This is a genomic window from Paenibacillus sp. D51F (assembly GCF_053345695.1).
In genome coordinates this window covers 721,125-739,158 of the sequence record NZ_JBKFAO010000001.1, presented here as the reverse complement: position 1 = coordinate 739,158, position 18,034 = coordinate 721,125, and the positions used below count along the sequence as shown (strand labels likewise).

Genomic DNA, 18,034 nt, shown 5'->3' with positions numbered 1-18,034 from the left:
CAAGAAGCAAGAAGCAAGAAGCAAGAAGCAAGAAGCAAGAAGCAAGAAGCAAGAAGCAAGAAGCAAGAAGCAAGAAGCAAGAAGCAAGAAACAAGAAACAAGAAGTAAAAAGCAAGAAGTAAGAAGCCCCTTTGCGAGAGCAAAGGGGCTTCTTTGGCTTTGTTCATTCTTCCCGCTGTTAGCTGAACGAAGGATGGGGAATGCTGGAATACAGAATCAATCGATTTGATATTCGGAGGCATTCCTATGTCCGTACGCCGCTTGAGAACCGCTGCTTGCTTGATTACGATCGTCATGCTTATCTGCCTCGCTCGCCTTGCCTGGATTGATCTCCTTCCTTCCCGACACGCTTCCGGCAGTCCGGCTGGAGGGCAGCGGCTGGCTGCCGGCCCGCTGCAGCTGCACAGCCAAAGCCTCCAGCTTGATTCCGGGAGGGGCGACTTCCTCGACCGTTCGGGCTTGCCGCTTACCGGCTTCTCCTATCGCTCGCTTGCGCTGTTCCCCTTGCCTTCTTCGGCGAGCAGAGGAACGGGCGGCGACCTCTCCGTCCTCGCGCGGATCATGAACATCGGGAGGGAGGAGCTGACGGAGAAGCTGTCCGCCCTGAAGTCGCCTGAATTCTGGCATGATTCCGGATCGGGAATTCCGCGCCGGCTAAGCGCTTCCCAGGAACGGGAGCTGGCCGGCCTGCGGATCGAAGGGGTAGCGGTGCTGCCGTTTCGGGCGCGCTATCTGGAAGGGGATAGCGGAATCCAAGCAATCGGATATATTAGCGAGAACCCGGATCGGATTCGGGAATTGTACGCCAAGCAGCTGCAAAAGGGAAAGGCGGCCCTTTCCGATCGAACTGGTGGAGCGGGTCTGGAGCTGTCGCTGGAAAAAGTGCTGCGGGGAACGGGCCCGTCCTACGCCCGATATTTTACGGACGGAGGAGGAGCTCCGCTCAAGGGGCTCGACATGACGCTAACGCGCCCGTCTACTCCTCTCTATCCGCTCCAGGCCGTCACGACCATCAGCCTTCCCTTGCAGCGGGAGCTGGAAAGGAAGGCGCGTCTGGAAGGGCTCGCCAAAGGAGCTGTCGTCGTGCTGGATGTCCGCAACGCCGACATCGTTGCGATGGTTTCGATGCCTTCCTTTGACCCGCTCAAGCTGGACGGCTCCCTGTCCGGGACGGAAAATCACGGTGTCAAAGCGTTCACTCCGGGCTCGATCTTCAAATTGGTTACGGAAGCGGCGGCGCTGGAGGCAGGCGTGACGAGCGAGGGAGAGAAGTTTTTCTGTCCCGGCGAATACGGCCGTTTCGGATTGTCCTGCTGGAAAGAGGGAGGCCATGGGCTCGTTACGCTGCGGCAAGGGCTGGCGCAATCCTGCAATATCGTTTTTGCCGGGCTTGCGGAGCGGCTGACTCCCTCCCAGATCCAGATCACCGCAGACCGTCTCGGGCTCGGCAAGAGGGTAGGCTGGAGCCTGGAGGACGGAGAAGCCGCAGGGCCGCTCAAGGGGCCGCTGCGGCTTCTGTGGGAAGAAGAATCGGGCCAAGTGTTCCGCCAAGGGGGAGCGCCGGGCAAACTATCGGGAGGCGAGCTTGCCCGGACGGGAATCGGCCAGCAGGATGTGCTGGCGTCTCCGCTTCAGGCGGCCAATCTGATGGTCACTCTTCTGCATGGCGGTCAGGTCCTCGAGCCGAGGCTGCTCCGAGAAATCCGATATGCCGACGGGCAGCTGCTTGCCCGGATGCCGGCTCATGAGCTGAAGTCGCCGTACGGACGCATTGCTCCGGATACGGCGGCAGCTCTGCGCAAAGGCATGGAGGCGGTCGTCAGCAGCGGGACGGGACGTTCCCTGCAGCGCATGTCTTGGCAGCTGGCGGGCAAATCCGGGACAGCGGAGACAGGGAGGCGGGGACAGGGGAACCATCAATGGTTCGCCGGCTACGGCCCTGTCCGCAGCCCACGGTATGCCGTCGCGGTGCTGGCCGAAAACCGGCCGGAGGGGAGCCCGAACCAGGCGGCGAAACTATTCGGCAGCGTCATGGATACGCTGGCTGCCTGGGAAGCCTCCGGCGCGGAGCGGCTGCCTTGACGAGAATCGCTTGATATCGAGCCGAATTTCAATGGCCGAGTTAAGGCCGAGTTAAGGCCGAGTTAAGGCCGAGCTTCATTCAAGCGGCGGACTGTCGGGACTCCGCTGATGATCTTCTCATGCCTCTGCCGGCGGATCGGGCCTTCCATAGTCCGGCAGATCATATTCATCCTTGGGCGGAGTGATCCATCGTCTCAGATAGCCCTGATCGTACAACGCTTTTACAAGGATGAGCAGCACGGGCGAGAGGATGACGCCGGCGACGCCGAACAGCGACAGAGAGATGACCATGAACGCCAGCATCGTGAAGGCGGAGACGCCGAGCGTATCCCCGGTAATGAGCGGCTCCAGAATCTGCCGGGCGAGCACGATGACGAGGAACAGGACGGTCAGCCAGATGGCCAGATTGAAATCCCCGACAGCCAGCAGATAGATGATCCAGGGAATGAATACCGTTCCGACCCCGAGCAGCGGCAGGATGTCGAACACAGCGGCCAGCACCGATATCGTCAGCGCGTTGTCGACCCCGAGCAGCAGGAGGGACACGAACACGACGAGGAAGGTGATGGAGATCAGCTTCATCTGGGCCTTCAAGTAAGCGGTAATGCCCGAGAAGACGTTGAGGCGCAGAAATTCGAATGCTTTCTTGAATGTCCGGGGCGTTTTGTCCCGGGCGATTTTTTTCCAGTCGCCGATCTCGATGCTGAGGAAATAAGCGAGTATGATTCCGACGATAAAGTTAAACATAAAGGCGGAGACCGAGGACAGGTATCCCGCCGCGCTGAAGAGGAAGCCTTTGGCCACTTTCTGCCCCCACAGGGTAAGGGAGTCGACGTATTCCTGCAGCTTGTCGACCGATCCCGGCGGAAGGGCGCCTACCTGCTCCTTGAGCCAATCCGATCCGGCATTGACCTTGGTGACGAGCATGCTCTGGTACTCCGGAAGCTTGTCCGCAAGCGCGGTCGCTTCCTTGACGACGATATATCCCGCTCCGAAGAAAAGGCCTAGAACGAGAGCGGAAAAGACGAGGATGGAAACAGCCGAGGCCAGAGATTTTTTGATGCCGATCCGGTTCAAGGCTTTGGCCAACGGCTCAATGATGACGAAGATGAGCAGCGAGAGGAAGATCGGAGCTGCGATGGAATACAAAAAGCTGAACAATAGCATGATCAGATAAACCGTGAGGACGATCAAGCCGATGTCGAAAGCCGTTCTCCAGTACTTGCGGTAAAAGGTCAGCATGCTGTCGGGTTCTCCTTCTCCAGATATCGGTGTACGAGCATATTTCTGTCTGTATTGTACTATAGTTTTAGAGATGATAGGCTTTTTTTGCCCTTGGACTATGGTACAATGGATGTTGACTTCAATGGACTTCCGGAAGGCTTGTGTCCGGAATCGACAGAATACAGAGAATATGGTGGGGAAAAGAACATGGAGAATTTGCTTGTCTGGGGATTCTACTTTTTGACGCTGTATGCTTTTCTCCCGGGGCTGGTCAGCCGCATGTTCGGATTCCGAGTGTTCAAAAAAGGCCTCACGGAACGAGAGATCGCCTTGACGTTCGATGACGGGCCCGATCCCGTTTATACGCCCAAGCTTCTCGATTTGCTCGCCAGGCACGGAGCCAAGGCGACTTTTTTTGTCGTCGGATCCCATGCGGAGAGGCACCCAGAGCTTCTTCAGCGCATGCGGGACGAAGGGCATACGATCGGAATCCATAACTATGTGCACAAGACCAATTGGCTGATGAGGCCTGCCACGGTGAGGAAGCAGATTCAACGGACGGCGGAGATCATCGAAGCGGCAGCCGGGCTGATGCCGGCCTACTACCGCCCGCCGTGGGGAATCGTGAACCTGTTCGATTTCTCCAAAAAAGGCCAGTACAAAATCGTGCTCTGGTCCGGCATCTTCGGTGACTGGAAAGCCCACGATAATGCCGATCGGCTCACGGAACGGCTGCTCAAGAAGCTGAGGCCGGGCGAGGTGGTGCTGCTGCACGACTGCGGGCTTACGCTCGGCGCGGATGCGGAAGCCCCGGCGCAAATGCTGGAGGCTCTGACCGTTTATCTGGAGGAAGGAAGCCGTCGCGGCTTCCGATTTGTCGGCATCGAGGAGATGATGGCGATCACGGACAAGGCCAAGGAAGCGAGGCCGGGCCTGCTCGGACGAGCTGCGGCATGGACATGGCTGCAGTACGAGAAGCTGTTCCATCTTGTATTCCGGCTGAAGGCTGTTCGGGGCTCGGGGGACAGGACGGTCTTTTACTACCGCAAGACGACGTACAACGGTCCCGAGGTGGAGCTGAAGGAAGGCGATATCATCCGCAAAGGCGATTCCGTCGCGGAGATCCATCTCGACAACGACATGCTGCGCAGGGTATCGGGACGCTCGACCTCTCCCATGGCAGTCATCATCCACTTGATCCGGGAGATGGAGACGGCGCTTCCCGCCTTGTCGAGGCAGGTTCTGAACGATCCTGAAACGAGCTCCGTCAAGGCTATTTATGGAGTTACCATGATTCATAGAGGAACCGACAGGCTCGGGTTCCAGGTATTCGACCTTCCTGAGAATTTATTTGCCAAAGCATCCCGAATTTATCTTCGTATTCTGTTCCGGGTTCTCACGGCAAGGCCGAAGAAGAAATCCACCAGCCGCAAAGGCAAGGAAAGAGACAAAAAGCCGATGACACCGCGCATGCTGCTGATGTCGCGCGAGGATATATTGCGGCATGCTGCCCGGACGCCATCCTCTTCCCGCGATGCCGATGGCCAGGAAGCAGCCAGGCAGCCGAAGGGCTCCGTGACTGTTCCTGCGGCCGAGCCGGGAGCCTCCGTCGAACCGGTCGCAAGCGGAAGCCCGAGCGCTTCCTGAACCTCAGCGATTGCGGGTGCAAGACTGCTTTTCGGAGCGAGGATCTCCGTGAAGCAGTCTTTTTTGTGTCCGGAATCCATTGGACTTTCGGGCTGGAAAGGCTATGATGGGAGAAGCGCGAAGGAGAGGAAACAATGAGCGAAACGGCTTGGGAGGAGCAGCTCCTCCAACGGATAGCGGCTAAGGACAGCGATGCTCTTGAGCAGCTGTATGATCGATATGAGCGGCCCGTATACTCCTTTGTCTACCGCATCGTCGGAGACGTCATGGCGTCGGAGGAGATCGTGCAGGAGCTTTTTTTCAAAGTATGGAATCACGCCGATTCTTTTGACATGAACCAGCGCACAGGCAAAGTGAGCACCTGGATGTTCACGCTCGCGCGCAACCTCTCCATCGACTGGATTCGGAAGCGCGACCGCCGTCCGGCGGCTTCGGGATACGAGGAAGACTGGCAAGGGGTCAAAGACCCGGAAACGACGGAGCAGGCTGCCATGGACAGGCTCATGGCGGAGCATGTGAAGGAAGCGCTGGCGGAGCTGAACGAGGAGCAGAAGCGGGTGCTGGAGTTGGTTTATTACGGGGGATACACGCAGCAGGAAATTTCCGAGCTGCATCATATTCCGCTGGGCACAGTCAAAAGCCGGGTCCGGCTAGCGCTTAGGCAGATGCGCAAAAGTCTCGGGGAAGTCTGGAGAGAGGGGGTTCGATCATGACAAGCCAGCCCTATCAGCCGCATGGCAAAAACATGGAATGCGACAATGTGGAGCTGTACTCGGCAGGAGCGCTTGACGCGGCTGAGCGCGTTGCATTCGAAGAGCATCTGGAACAATGCGCTGAATGCAGTGCGGAGCTGCAGGAGCTGCAGAAGCTGATGAATCTGCTGCCGCTGGCGGTCGATCCGATCGAGCCTCCCGAGGGAATGAAGAAGCGGGTGCTTGGAGCGGTGCTCGGCCGGAACAACGCTCAGGATCCGAGCTTGGGAAGGCAAGCGGATGCAGGTCTGGCGAAGGTGGATTATCCTGAGGAAGATGCTTCCGATCGCCGGCGGACAGAGGCTGCTTCCGCAAGCAAACGGAATGAGGATGCAGGATCAGCTGCCTGGACCTCGAACGACGAAAGCAGGAGAAGGACCGCTGCAGCAGGAGGACGCAGGCAGCGCCTGGTGGCGCTTCTGGCCGGAGCGGCCGCGGTCATGCTGCTTGTGTGCGGCACCCTTGCCCAGCGGATGGACAGCCTCGGCAAGAAGAATGAACAGCTCGCAAGCGAGCTCGAGGCGGCCAAGCAGAATCTGGTCCAGGCCCAGTCGGAGCTGCAGAACGTGATGAAGCCTTCGGCCGATGCGGCGGTGAGCCAGATCATTTCGCTCAAGCCGGTCAAGAATATGGTCGCCAAAGGGCAGGCTTATATCGTCGTGGATGCCAAGGGCACGCACTTGATCGTGCAGGCCAGCAAGCTTCCCGCGCTTAAGGACAGCCAGGCTTTCCAGGTGTGGCTCATCAAGGGCGACAAGCCTGTGAATGCCGGTACGTTCAAGCCGGTGAACGGCTCCGGCGCCATTACGTTCACGTTCCAGCCGGATTCCTTCGATCAGGTCGCGATCACGCTGGAGCCGGATGCGTTCGGCACCGCGCCGCGCGGGACGATGGTCATGGCCGGAGGCTTGAAAGCTTGATTTGAACGATGGAAGCCGAACGAAAAACAATCCCCCTGCGGCATGAAGCGCAGGGGGATTGTTCGGTTGTGAGTTGAATTAGATTCTCATGACGCCGCCGGTGCTGGCGGAAGTAACGAGATGGGAGTAGCGGGCCAGGTAGCCGCGCTTGATCTTAGGCTCGAAGCCGGTCCATTCGGCGCGCCGCTTGGCCATTTCCTCGTCGCTGATCTCCAGCTGGATCGTCCGGTTGTTCATGTCCAGCTCGATGATGTCGCCGTCGTTGACGAAGGCCAGAGGGCCGCCGTCGGCTGCTTCAGGCGAGATATGGCCGATGCTGATGCCGCGCGATGCGCCGGAGAAGCGGCCGTCGGTGATCAGGCCGACCTTGGCTCCGAGTCCCATGCCCACGATCTGGGAAGTAGGGGCGAGCATTTCCGGCATGCCGGGACCGCCCTTCGGTCCTTCGTAGCGGATGACCACGACATGGCCTTCTTTGACGAGGCCTTTGCTGAGACCTTCCAGAACCGCGTCCTGGGAATCGAAGCAGATGGCCGGTCCGCGGTGGTAGCCGCCGACGGATTTGTCTACGGCGCCGACCTTGATGATCGCGCCGTCCGGCGCCAGGTTGCCGAAGAGGACGGCCAGGCCGCCGCGCTCGGAATGAGGGTCGTCGATAGGGCGGACGACGTCGCGGCGCTTCACTTCCGTATTCTCGACGTTCTCGCGGATCGTCTTGCCGGTAACGGTGATGCATTCCGTGTGGAGCGCGCCTTCTTTCTTGAGCAGCTCGTTCAGCACGGCGCTTACGCCGCCGGCTTCATGCACGTCCTCCATGTGGATGTCGGAGGCAGGGGCCAGCTTGGATAGATGCGGCACGCGGTTGGCGACTTCGTTGATGCGGGCGATCGGGTAGTCGATGCCGGCTTCATGCGCGATCGCGAGCGTATGCAGGACGGTGTTGGTGGAGCCGCCCATAGCCATGTCGAGAGCGAAGGCGTTGTCGATCGCTTCAACGGTGACGATGTCGCGCGGACGCAGATCGAGCTCGATCAGCTTCATGAGCTGGCGTGCGGACTCGCGGACGAATTCCTTGCGCTCAGGCGAGACGGCGAGAATGGAGCCGTTGCCCGGAAGGGCGATCCCGAGCGCCTCGGCGAGACAGTTCATGGAGTTGGCCGTGAACATGCCGGAGCAGGAGCCGCATGTCGGACAGCCGAACTGTTCGAGCTCGGTCAAGCTTTTCTCGTCGATTTTGCCGGCCATGAATTGGCCGACTCCCTCGAATACGCTCGTGAGGGAAATGGCGCGTCCGTCGCTGGTGCGTCCGGCCATCATCGGGCCGCCGCTGACCATGATGGACGGGATGTTGACGCGAAGCATGCCCATCATCATCCCCGGCGTGATCTTGTCGCAATTGGGAATGCAGACCATGCCGTCGAACCAATGCGCATTGACGACCGTCTCCACGGAATCAGCGATGATCTCGCGGCTGGCGAGCGAGTAGCGCATGCCGATGTGGCCCATTGCGATGCCGTCGTCGACGCCGATCGTATTGAACTCGAACGGCACGCCGCCCGCTTCGCGGATCGCTTCCTTGACAACCTTGCCGAATTCCTGAAGATGCATATGGCCGGGAATAATATCAATATAGGAATTGCAGACGGCGATGAACGGCTTGTCGAAATCTTCTTCCTTGACGCCTGCGGCGCGCAGCAGGCTGCGGTGCGGAGCGCGGTCGAAGCCCTTCTTGATCATATCGGAACGCATTTTCTTCGGTGCCATGACTGTCCCTCCCTGGTATACCATCATTTTATGATTCTACCATAGCGGGGAAGGATTGACTACAGATTGCCGCTTTGATGCTTCGCTTCGATGATGCGGCTGCAAATTAGGATCTTTTCTAGGTTTTTACCGGCCGAAAGCGGTTTAATTACAATCAGAGCCGTTCATTCCGTCTATCGCCAAAGGAGGCAAATCCATCCATGAGTCCCATTCGCCGTTTCTCCGCCAGTCCAGCATCCCACGGTTCCCGCAAGCTGAAGCCTGCCGCCGCATTCTGCGCGGCAGCGCTGATCGCCTGCGCGGGGCTGCTGGCTCCCGCTCAAGCCCACGCTTCCAAGGAGCTGCCGAAAATTCTGATTAATGGCATCAACTATGACATGAACCATGATCCGGTCATCGAGAAAGGCAGAACTCTCGTTCCGCTCCGCGGCGTATTCGAAGCGATGGGGGCTCAGGTGGAATGGAACCAGTTCGACCAGAGCATCAAGGCGACCAGAGGGACGATGACGATCGAGCTGACCGTCAACAAGACGAAGGCCTCCATCAACGGCAACGAGGTCGAGCTGGACGTGCCGGCGCGCAATCTGAGCGGCGCGACGATGGTGCCGCTGCGATTTGTTTCCGAATCTCTCGGCGCCTACTGCTGGTACAATCCGGAGCAGAATCTGATCAATATTACGGATAAGGCGGACAGCGACAAGAGCTGATTCTCTTATTGCCGTTCATAACCGTATTCAATACCCCGTCCCTGCATGGCGCAGAAACGGGGTTTTCCGCTGCTTGTTGAAGGAAACCTAAAGGAAAGCTTAAACCTGTCTGACGATTGGATGCCACGCCTTTCAAGCGGCCCGGCTCTGCGGTATAGTGGCTGTAAGGGGTGGTATCGGCTGTGAAAAAGCTGTTGATCGTCGACGACGACCGCGAAATCGCGGAATTGATCCAGATTTATTTATCCAATGAAGGCTACCAGACCATGACCGCCCATGACGGCGAGGAAGCGCTCGCGCTGCTTGCGGACGGGTCCTACCATCTGGTCGTTCTCGATATCATGATGCCGAAGCTGAGCGGCCTCGAGGTGTGCCGAAGAATCCGCAAGGACCACGAGGTTCCCGTTCCGATCCTCATGCTGAGCGCGAAGGCCGAGGACATGGACAAGATCATGGGACTCATGACGGGGGCGGACGACTACATGGTCAAGCCGTTCAATCCGCTGGAGCTGGTTGCAAGGGTGAAATCGCTGCTTAGACGTGCCTATCAATATCCCAAATCGTCGCAAGCCGGCAGCTTGGATTCGGACGAGGCAGTCGACCTTGGACCGCTGCGCATCGACAAGAGCACCCATGCCGTCGTCCTGCGCGCGGACGGGAGGCAGATGCATCTGACGAGCACCGAGTTCGGCATTCTTCATCTGCTCGCGTCGCATCCGGGGCGGGTATTCAGCGCGGAGGACATCTTCCAGCAAGTATGGAAAGAGAAGTTCTATGAATCCAACAATACGGTCATGGTCCATATCAGCAAGCTGAGGGACAAGCTCGAGCAGGAAACCGGAGACAAGTTCATCGTGACGGTATGGGGGGTCGGCTACAAAATTGAAGGATGACAATATCGTCAAGGACATGACGGTCCGTCTGCTCGTCCATCTGGCGGCAAGCGCGGCGCTCGCGGTCATCACCTCCGCGCTCATGGTCATCGCCGCCGAGAGGCTGGCTGTGACGTTCCCGTCGCTGCGCTCGATCGCCCATCTGATGATCGACCAGCTGGGGGATTTTACGCTCGTCATTCTGGCTCTGATCCTGTTCCTCGTCTATTTGCTGCTCCTGCAGCAGCGGCAATTCCGGTATTTCCGCGACGTCAGCCGCAGCGTACGCTATATCGCCGACGGGCATTTCGGCTACAAGGTTCCCGTGCGGCAGAAGAACGAGCTGGGAGATCTCGCTTCCTACATCAACTATCTCGTCCACAAGCTGCAATTATCGCTGGACGAGGAGCGCAGGGCGGAGCAGACCAAGAGCGAGCTCATCACGAACGTCTCCCATGACCTGCGCACGCCGCTGACCTCCATCATCGGATACCTCGGGCTGATCCAGCAGGACCGGTGCAGGGACGAAGTGGAGCTGCGCCATTATGTCAGCATCGCTTACGAGAAGTCCAAGCGGCTTCATGTGCTGATCAACGATCTGTTCGACTACACGAAGATGAGGTATGAGACCGCGCCGCAGCGCAAGCTTACCTTCAATCTGACGGAGCTGCTCCGGCAGCTGCTGCTGCAGTACCGGGTGCCGCTGGAGGAGGCGGGCCTGGACACGGAGCTGAGGGCGTCGGCCGACAAGCTGATGGTGACGGGAGATTCCGACAAGATGGTGCGCGTATTCGAGAATCTGCTCGCCAACGCGATCCGCTACGGCAAGGATGGCGGCAGAGTCGATCTGATCGCTTCGGCATCCGGAGGCGAAGCCGTGGTCGAAGTGGTCAATTACGGGGAAATGATACCGTCCATCGATCTGCCCCACTTGTTCGACCGGTTTTACCGGGTCGACAAGGCGAGAGGAGACGGCAGCGGCGGCACGGGACTGGGTCTGGCCATCGCCAAAGGCATCGTGGAGCAGCATGGAGGAACCATATCCGCGGCAAGCGATCCCTTCATGACGAGCTTCCAGGTCAGGCTCCCGCTGGCCGGCGCCACTGTCCCGCTAGCGGAAAAGGGACGCGAAACGACGGCATTAGACGCTCTTTAGGATTTCTTAAGAAATTTTTAGGATTACGTTACGGTATGCCTCTCCCGGCTCGGCTACAATAGGAGCAGACAATGACGCTGAGGAGGGGACGTCCTTGAGGCATCTGTGGATGATGGTCATGGCATGCGCGGTTATCTTGATGGCCGTTCTGCTGGTAGGCGGAGACGGCGGCAAAAACGTGGGATTGGTCGATATTCTGCTGCGGATCTGGTAGTAGAGCAGCCGCTGGCGAGTGTCGATGTGATGGAGGGAACAGCATAGCAGCTTGGAATCGGGAAGCTTCGCTTAAGGCGGAAGCTTCTTTTTTTGCGTGCAGTGAAGGTTTAATCATGTTAACTTTCCTGACATAATATGTTTACTTCCGCCGCCAGCGTGACTATAATGGAACTAATTCTGGCATAAGGGGTGGAAGGGATGCAGTTGACCGAGCGGGAAAAAGAGAAGCTGCTCATCACAATGGCCGCCGACGTGGCACGCAGGCGGCTTGACCGGGGGGTCAAACTCAATTATCCCGAGAGCATCGCGCTCATTACCTCCGAGATCATGGAGGGCGCCCGAGACGGCCTTACGGTCGCGCGCCTGATGGAATACGGCACGCGGATCCTGCGCCGGGACCAGGTAATGGAAGGCATACCGGAGATGATCCATGAGGTTCAGGTCGAAGCGACTTTCCCTGACGGGACGAAGCTCGTGACGGTGCACCAGCCCATATCGGGCTGATCGTTCGGCAGCAGCCGGAGGCCGGATCGGGGTGGCTCTAAGAGCTGCAAGCGCCATGCTTTTGAAGGAAAGGGGAATGCCCGTGATACCAGGGGAATACCGGACATTGCCGGGGGAGATCAAGCTCAACGAAGGCCGGCGGACCGTAGAGCTGTTTGTCGTCAACCAAGGAGACCGGCCGGTCCAGGTCGGCTCGCATTACCATTTCTTCGAAGTTAATCGCGGGCTGAGCTTCGACCGCGAGCAGGCTTTCGGCATGAGGCTCAATATTCCTGCCGGCACGGCCGTACGTTTCGAGCCGGGCGAGGAGAAGCCGGTCGAGCTCGTCGAGCTCGGCGGAAGCCGTCTCGGCTTCGGGCTGAGCGGCATTGCCGGAGGTCCGGCGGTTGCCGGCGCGATGCCGGATGAGGTGAGGGCCCGCCTGAAGGCTTGGGAGGAGGGGAACGCATGAAATCGATGGACCGCAGAAGCTACGCGGACATGTTCGGCCCTACTGCCGGAGACGCCGTAAGGCTGGCCGATACGGAGCTGTGGGCTGTCGTCGAGAAGGATTACACGGTGTACGGGGACGAATGCAAGTTCGGCGGCGGCAAGGTCATCCGCGACGGCATGGGCCAGTCGAGCCGGGCGCTCCGCAGCGACGGGGTGCTGGACACGCTGATTACGAATGCCGTCATCATCGACCACTGGGGCATCGTCAAAGCCGACATCGGCATTCGGGACGGACATATCGTCGCAATCGGCAAGGCCGGCAACCCGGACATCATGGACGGCGTCACGCCGGGCATGACGGTCGGAGCGAGCACGGAGGTCATAGCCGCCGAAGGCAAGATCGTCACGGCGGGCGGCATCGATGCCCATATCCATTACATTTGTCCCCAGCAGATCGAGACGGCGCTCTCCTCCGGCATCACGACGATGATCGGCGGCGGCACGGGTCCGGCAACGGGCACCAACGCCACGACCTGCACTCCCGGTGCCTGGCATATGCAGCGCATGCTGGAGGCCGCCGAAGCTTTCCCGATGAATCTCGGCTTCACCGGCAAGGGCAACGCCAGCTTCACGGGTCCGCTGATCGAGCAGATCGAAGCGGGAGCGATCGGCCTCAAGCTGCATGAAGACTGGGGAACGACGCCTGCCGCCATCGATGCCTGCCTGAAGGCGGCGGACCAATACGACGTTCAGGTCGCGATCCATACCGATACGCTGAACGAATCCGGCTTCCTGGAGGATACGCTTGCCGCCATCGGCGGCAGGACGATCCATACCTACCATACCGAAGGCGCGGGAGGAGGGCATGCCCCCGACATCATCCGCGCGGCGGGCGAGCTCAACGTGCTGCCGAGCTCCACGAATCCGACCCGTCCGTTCACGGTGAACACGATCGAGGAGCATCTGGACATGCTGATGGTCTGCCACCATCTGGATTCGCGCATCCCCGAAGATGTGGCGTTCGCAGACTCGCGCATCCGTCCCGAGACGATCGCCGCGGAGGATATCCTGCACGATATGGGGGTATTCAGCATGCTGAGCTCCGATTCCCAGGCGATGGGACGCGTCGGGGAAGTGATTATCCGAACCTGGCAGACGGCGGACAAGATGAAAAGGCAGCGCGGGCCGCTGGCTCCGGACGACGAGCATGGCGACAACTTCCGGATCAAGCGGTATGTGGCGAAATACACGATCAATCCTGCCATTACGCATGGCGTTTCCCATCTCGTCGGCTCCATCGAGCCGGGGAAATTCGCCGATCTTGCGCTTTGGAGCCCGATGTTCTTCGGGGTGAAGCCCGATCTCGTGCTGAAGGGCGGAATGATCGCCTTCGCGCAGATGGGCGATCCCAACGCCTCGATACCGACACCGCAACCGGTATTCGGCCGCCCGATGTTCGCCGCTTACGGCCGGGCGGTATACGGCAGCTGCATCACATTCGTCTCCCAAGCAGCCCATGACAGCGGCATCGCGGAGCGGCTCGGCCTGCAGAAGCGGGTGGAGCCGGTCAAGGGCTGCCGGACGGTATCCAAAAAAGACATGATCCATAACGACGCCACTCCCGTCATCGAGGTCGACCCGGAAACCTACAAGGTGACGGTGGACGGTGTCCATGCGACCTGCGAGCCTGCGGTAAGCGTGCCGATGGCGCAGAGGTACTTCTTATTCTGACCTCCGGCAATGGAAGCTGCGGGGCTTCTTCAAGCCCCCCGGCCAACTGGCTCGTGCTGCAGCAGCTGCTGGACTCGGCGCTGCCGATCGGAGGCTTCTCGCACAGCTTCGGCTTGGAGACGCTGATCCAGGAAGGCGGCATCCGCAGTTCCGCCGATCTGGAGCAGTATTTGCGCGCCATGCTGGAGCAGAGCTGGGCGACGACGGATGCGCTGGTCGTCTCCGCCGTATACCGGGATGCGCCGGCAGGGGAGTATCGGCGCTTATGGATGGCTGAACGCATCGTGCATGTCCAGCGCATCGGGACCGAGACCCGCTCCGGGATGGAGAAGATGGGACGGCGCCTGCTGGCGCTGGCGGCGTCGATCTATCCGGGATGCCGCATGGAAGAGCTGGAGAAGGCATACCGGGAAGGGGAATGCCTGCTGACCCATCCGCTCGTATTCGGCTGGATCTGCTGGCAGAGCGGCATCGGCCGGGAACAGGCCGTGCAGGGGTGGCTGTACGGCAGCATCAGCAATGCGGTGAACAGCGCGCTGCGCCTGATGGCCATCGGGCAGACGGAAGCCCAGCGTATGCTGGCCATGCTGTCGGCGGATGCCGGGCGGGCCGCCGGGATAACGCTCGGCATGGAGCCGGAAGAGGCTTGGAGCAACATGCCTTTCGCCGAGCTGGCCATGATCCGCCACGAGACGCTGTACTCGCGATTGTTCATGTCCTGAACCCGCCCGCAGGAAGGCGGCTTTCATTATAATGGACAGGAATCGGCGTTGCCGGCGTGGAGATGAACGGATGGACGACGTTGGCCAGGCTTTCGCGAGGAAGCTTGAACTTCGGCTCGTTAAGAATCCGCAATCCAAACGATCAATTAGGAGGAGTTACGAATGTGCCAAGGACAAGGACATACGCATGTGGAATGGGAGACGAATCCGATCCCGGCCGGGAGGCCGATCCGGATCGGCATCGGCGGACCGGTCGGCTCCGGCAAGACCAAGCTGGTGGAACGCCTGGCGGAAGCGCTGAAGGATAAGTACAGCCTGGCGGTCATCACCAACGACATCTATACCAAGGAAGATGCGCGGATACTGGCGGCGACAGGCGTTCTGCCGGAAGAACGGATCATCGGCGTGGAGACGGGCGGCTGCCCGCATACGGCTGTGCGCGAGGACGCTTCGATGAATTTCGAGGCGATCGAGGAGCTGCAGAGCCGGTTCTCTCCGCTCGAGCTCATCTTCATCGAGAGCGGCGGCGACAATCTGGCCGCCGCGTTCAGCCCCGAGCTGGCGGACCGGTTCATCTACATCATCGACGTTGCTCAAGGGGAAAAAATACCGCGCAAGGGCGGCCCGGGCATCATGCGTTCCGACCTGCTCGTCATCAACAAGACCGACCTTGCTCCTCATGTAGGAGCAAGCCTCGAGGTGATGGAGGCGGACTCGCGCCGCATGCGCGGCGACCGGCCGTTCATCTTCTCCAATCTGTTCGGAGGCGAAGGGACGGCGGAAATAGCCGCTTGGCTGGAGCATGAAATCGCCCATGCGCAGGGCAGAAGCCATACCCATCATGAACACGGCCATGCTCATGGCGAGAGCGCCGCTGCCTCCGAGGCGGCGTCCGGCGGAGACGGACACTCCCATTGAGTACGGTCCCGGAAGCGGGAGCGCCGGCCGGCATCCGGGTATCCGAGCTTCGGGCAACATTCGAGCATCGATCCGGCGCAACGCGGCTGCAGGAGCGTTATCATACTTCGCCCATCAAGATCGCCAAAAGCTTTCCGCTCGGCAGCGGAGCGGGCATTCTGGTCATGGATGTGTCGCCAGGCATGCTGGAAGGCGATGCGTACCGGATGGATTGGACAGCCGGCAGCAACACGATGGTCCAGATTTCCAACCAGTCGTTCCTCAAGGTGCACCCGTGTCCGGGAGGCGGCGGCGCATCGCTGCGGCAGCGGTTCAGCATCGGCGAGCATGCGGTCATGGAGCATATGCCCGAGCCGGTCATGCTGTTCGGAGATGCGGCCTTCGCCTCGGATACGGAAGTGATGCTCGCTCCCGGCGCATGCTGGATGCAGGCCGAGGTGCTCTGTCCGGGCCGGACGCTGCGCGGAGAAGTATTCCGCTATCGCCGCCTGGACAGCAAGCTTGCTGTATATGAGGATGGTGAACTGATCTATCGCCAAAACCAGCGCATTATTCCCGGCGAGCAGCTGCTCGCCGCGCCGGGAAGCTGGCAGGGGATGACCCATTGGGGAACCTTCTGCGTCTTCTCGTCGCTGGTCGACCGCCGGCTGGAGGAGAAGCTGCGCGAAGCGATGGATTCTCTCCAGCCGGTGCCCGGACGCGAGGTTGTCAGCGGCGTCTCGCTGACATGGAGAAGCGGTCTCGTGGTGCAGGCCGGCGCCCGCAGCGCATGGACGCTGCAGCGGGCATTGGAGCATGCCTGGCTGACGGCGAGAAGGCTGCTGAGGCCGGATTTGCCGGACCCGCTCCGTAAAGCTTTGAACTAAACTTTTTGAAACCTGACCGTCCTGCTCTGCGTAGTTCAAGGATTGAGGCAGCCTTTGCCCATCTTCGAACGAACGGGGCTGCGTCTGTCAGGTTTCTTTTTTAGCTTTACATTGAAGATTTTTAGAGGAAAAGGATATAATAACCCCAACTTACTTCCAAAGGGGTCTGGAGGTGAAAGAAGCATGGTCAATGAAGCGGTATCGCAAGAGCTGATCAGACAGCTGGACGACCGGTTCAGGCTCGTCCGCAAGCTCATCAACTCCGAATGGAACCGGGATAACGAACATGGACTTGGCCTTACGCATGTCCGCATTCTCAGCCTGTTGTCCTCCGAAGGTCCGCAGAAGGCATCGGTGCTGGCGGACCGGCTCCAAATCACTTCCGGCGCGGTAACCGGACTGGCCGACCGTCTGGTCGAGCTTGGCTATATATCGAGAGAGCGCGGGGAGCAGGACCGCAGAGTCGTGCTGCTCGATATCGAAGCGAACGGCAAGCAGCTGCTGGAGCAAGTGAGCAAGACCAAGCAGAATCTGATGTACAAGCTGTACGAAGGAATGGACGGGACGGATATGGAGCAGATGCTCCGTTATTTCGACCGGATGATCGCCAATCTGCAGTCAGAGTGACGGATTGCCCTCATGGGAGCCGGACCTGATGGTTTGGAAGGCTGCTGGCAGCCCGACCTCCTGTGCCTTATAATGGACAGGAGGTTTTTTTGTCCCCGAAAGGAGGCTGGCATCATGCAAGCCGGCGACAGCAACGAGACGATCAAGCTGCTCATGAACCACCGCTCCATCCGGCGCTACAAGAACGAGCCGGTCACCGGCGAACAGCTGGACGCCGTTCTGGCTTGCGCCCGTCAAGCTTCTTCTTCCAGCCATATGCAGGCTTACAGCGTCATCGGGATCACCGATCCCGAGCTGAGGAATCAGATCGCAGATGTCGCAGGCAACCAGCGCCATGTCCGGGAAGCGCCTGTATTCCTCGTCTGGTGCGCCGATCTCAGCCGTTTCGGAGAAGCAGTCGCCATGCACGGAGGAAGTTTCGACGCGACGACGGAGTATTTCCTTGTGGCGACGGTCGATGCCTCGCTCGCGGCGCAGAACGCGGCGGCTGCAGCCGAGTCTCTGGGACTCGGCATCGTGTACATCGGCGGAATCCGCAACGACATGAGAAAGATGTCGGAGCTGCTGAGACTGCCGCCTCTCGTCTATCCCGTATTCGGCATGTGCATCGGCGTTCCCGACGAGCAGCCTGATCACCGGCCGCGGCTCCCGATGGAAAGCATGTATGCCGAGAACCGGTATAGGGAAAATGGGTATGCCGAAGATTTGGATCGCTACGACAGCCTCTATGCGGAATACATCCGCAACCGTTCCGGCGGCGGCAGGGAATCGTCGTGGACGCGCGAGATGAAAGGGCGCACCGATTATCCGTCGCGCAGCTACGCGGATTTCTTGCGGGAACAGGGATTTTCGTTCGAAGATTGATCGGACGAGCAGAAGCAGGGGCTGTACGGC

17 protein-coding genes and 1 pseudogene are annotated in these 18,034 nt (G+C 59.6%); 16 read left to right on the top strand and 2 right to left on the bottom strand.

The window, feature by feature from the left end; translation table 11 throughout:
• A pseudogene (locus tag ACLBWT_RS03445) lies at positions 1–229 on the top strand (hypothetical protein); the annotation flags it as partial.
• A 17-nt stretch (positions 230–246) separates the two neighbouring features.
• Positions 247–2,082 (top strand): peptidoglycan D,D-transpeptidase FtsI family protein, encoded by a 1,836-nt coding sequence (locus tag ACLBWT_RS03440; protein WP_447661651.1) that lies wholly within the window; start codon positions 247–249, stop codon positions 2,080–2,082.
• A gap of 117 nt (positions 2,083–2,199) precedes the next feature.
• On the opposite strand, the gene ACLBWT_RS03435 is transcribed toward ACLBWT_RS03440, so the two are convergent.
• Entirely contained in the window at positions 2,200–3,324 is a 1,125-nt protein-coding gene (locus ACLBWT_RS03435; RefSeq protein WP_447661650.1) for an AI-2E family transporter, read from the bottom strand.
• 189 nt (positions 3,325–3,513) lie between these two features.
• Between ACLBWT_RS03435 and ACLBWT_RS03430 the strand changes: the two genes are divergently transcribed.
• The 3 genes from ACLBWT_RS03430 (at position 3,514) to ACLBWT_RS03420 (ending at position 6,625) form a co-directional block, all read left to right on the top strand.
• Positions 3,514–4,953: a polysaccharide deacetylase family protein gene (locus ACLBWT_RS03430; protein WP_447661649.1), complete on the top strand. Its 1,440-nt coding sequence runs from the start codon at positions 3,514–3,516 to the stop codon at positions 4,951–4,953.
• Between the two features lie 134 nt (positions 4,954–5,087).
• Positions 5,088–5,666: an RNA polymerase sigma factor gene (locus tag ACLBWT_RS03425; RefSeq protein ID WP_447661648.1), complete on the top strand. Its 579-nt coding sequence runs from the start codon at positions 5,088–5,090 to the stop codon at positions 5,664–5,666.
• Complete coding sequence (locus ACLBWT_RS03420) at positions 5,663–6,625, top strand: anti-sigma factor domain-containing protein (RefSeq protein WP_447661647.1); 963 nt, start codon at positions 5,663–5,665, stop codon at positions 6,623–6,625. Before ACLBWT_RS03425 ends, ACLBWT_RS03420 begins: the two co-directional genes overlap by 4 nt.
• A gap of 78 nt (positions 6,626–6,703) precedes the next feature.
• Here the strand turns inward: ACLBWT_RS03420 and ilvD are convergent, their stop codons facing one another.
• Positions 6,704–8,389: a dihydroxy-acid dehydratase gene (ilvD, locus tag ACLBWT_RS03415; protein WP_447661646.1), complete on the bottom strand. Its 1,686-nt coding sequence runs from the start codon at positions 8,387–8,389 to the stop codon at positions 6,704–6,706.
• Positions 8,390–8,589: 200 nt separating this feature from the next.
• Here ilvD and ACLBWT_RS03410 point away from each other — a divergent pair, with 200 nt between their 5' ends.
• The 11 genes from ACLBWT_RS03410 to nfsA all read left to right on the top strand — a co-directional run bounded on the left by ACLBWT_RS03410 (position 8,590) and on the right by nfsA (position 18,004).
• The gene (locus ACLBWT_RS03410; RefSeq protein WP_447661645.1) at positions 8,590–9,096 is read left to right on the top strand and encodes a copper amine oxidase N-terminal domain-containing protein; all 507 of its coding nucleotides are present in this window, start codon (positions 8,590–8,592) and stop codon (positions 9,094–9,096) included.
• A gap of 182 nt (positions 9,097–9,278) precedes the next feature.
• Positions 9,279–9,989, top strand: a complete 711-nt coding sequence (locus tag ACLBWT_RS03405; RefSeq protein WP_447661644.1) for a response regulator transcription factor — start codon at positions 9,279–9,281, stop codon at positions 9,987–9,989.
• Positions 9,979–11,124 carry a sensor histidine kinase gene (locus tag ACLBWT_RS03400; RefSeq protein ID WP_447661643.1) on the top strand — a complete coding sequence of 382 codons (1,146 nt, stop codon included), beginning with the start codon at positions 9,979–9,981 and terminating at the stop codon, positions 11,122–11,124. The genes ACLBWT_RS03405 and ACLBWT_RS03400 overlap by 11 nt, the downstream gene beginning before the upstream one ends.
• Positions 11,125–11,538: 414 nt before the next feature.
• Complete coding sequence (locus tag ACLBWT_RS03395) at positions 11,539–11,844, top strand: urease subunit gamma (protein ID WP_447661642.1); 306 nt, start codon at positions 11,539–11,541, stop codon at positions 11,842–11,844.
• Between the two features lie 82 nt (positions 11,845–11,926).
• Positions 11,927–12,295, top strand: a complete 369-nt coding sequence (locus ACLBWT_RS03390) for an urease subunit beta (protein ID WP_447661641.1) — start codon at positions 11,927–11,929, stop codon at positions 12,293–12,295.
• On the top strand, positions 12,292–14,007 hold the full coding sequence (gene ureC / locus ACLBWT_RS03385; RefSeq protein WP_447661640.1) for an urease subunit alpha: 1,716 nt from the start codon (positions 12,292–12,294) through the stop codon (positions 14,005–14,007). Before ACLBWT_RS03390 ends, ureC begins: the two co-directional genes overlap by 4 nt.
• 53 nt (positions 14,008–14,060) lie before the next feature.
• Positions 14,061–14,729 (top strand): urease accessory protein UreF, encoded by a 669-nt coding sequence (locus tag ACLBWT_RS03380; RefSeq protein ID WP_447661639.1) that lies wholly within the window; start codon positions 14,061–14,063, stop codon positions 14,727–14,729.
• A gap of 162 nt (positions 14,730–14,891) precedes the next feature.
• Positions 14,892–15,647: an urease accessory protein UreG gene (gene ureG / locus ACLBWT_RS03375; protein ID WP_447661638.1), complete on the top strand. Its 756-nt coding sequence runs from the start codon at positions 14,892–14,894 to the stop codon at positions 15,645–15,647.
• A complete protein-coding gene (locus ACLBWT_RS03370) occupies positions 15,644–16,513 on the top strand; it encodes an urease accessory protein UreD (RefSeq protein WP_447661637.1) in 870 nt (289 codons plus the stop codon). Before ureG ends, ACLBWT_RS03370 begins: the two co-directional genes overlap by 4 nt.
• A gap of 183 nt (positions 16,514–16,696) precedes the next feature.
• Positions 16,697–17,140 (top strand): MarR family winged helix-turn-helix transcriptional regulator, encoded by a 444-nt coding sequence (locus ACLBWT_RS03365; protein ID WP_447661636.1) that lies wholly within the window; start codon positions 16,697–16,699, stop codon positions 17,138–17,140.
• 114 nt (positions 17,141–17,254) lie between these two features.
• Positions 17,255–18,004, top strand: a complete 750-nt coding sequence (nfsA, locus tag ACLBWT_RS03360) for an oxygen-insensitive NADPH nitroreductase (protein WP_447661635.1) — start codon at positions 17,255–17,257, stop codon at positions 18,002–18,004.
• Positions 18,005–18,034 lie beyond the last annotated feature (30 nt).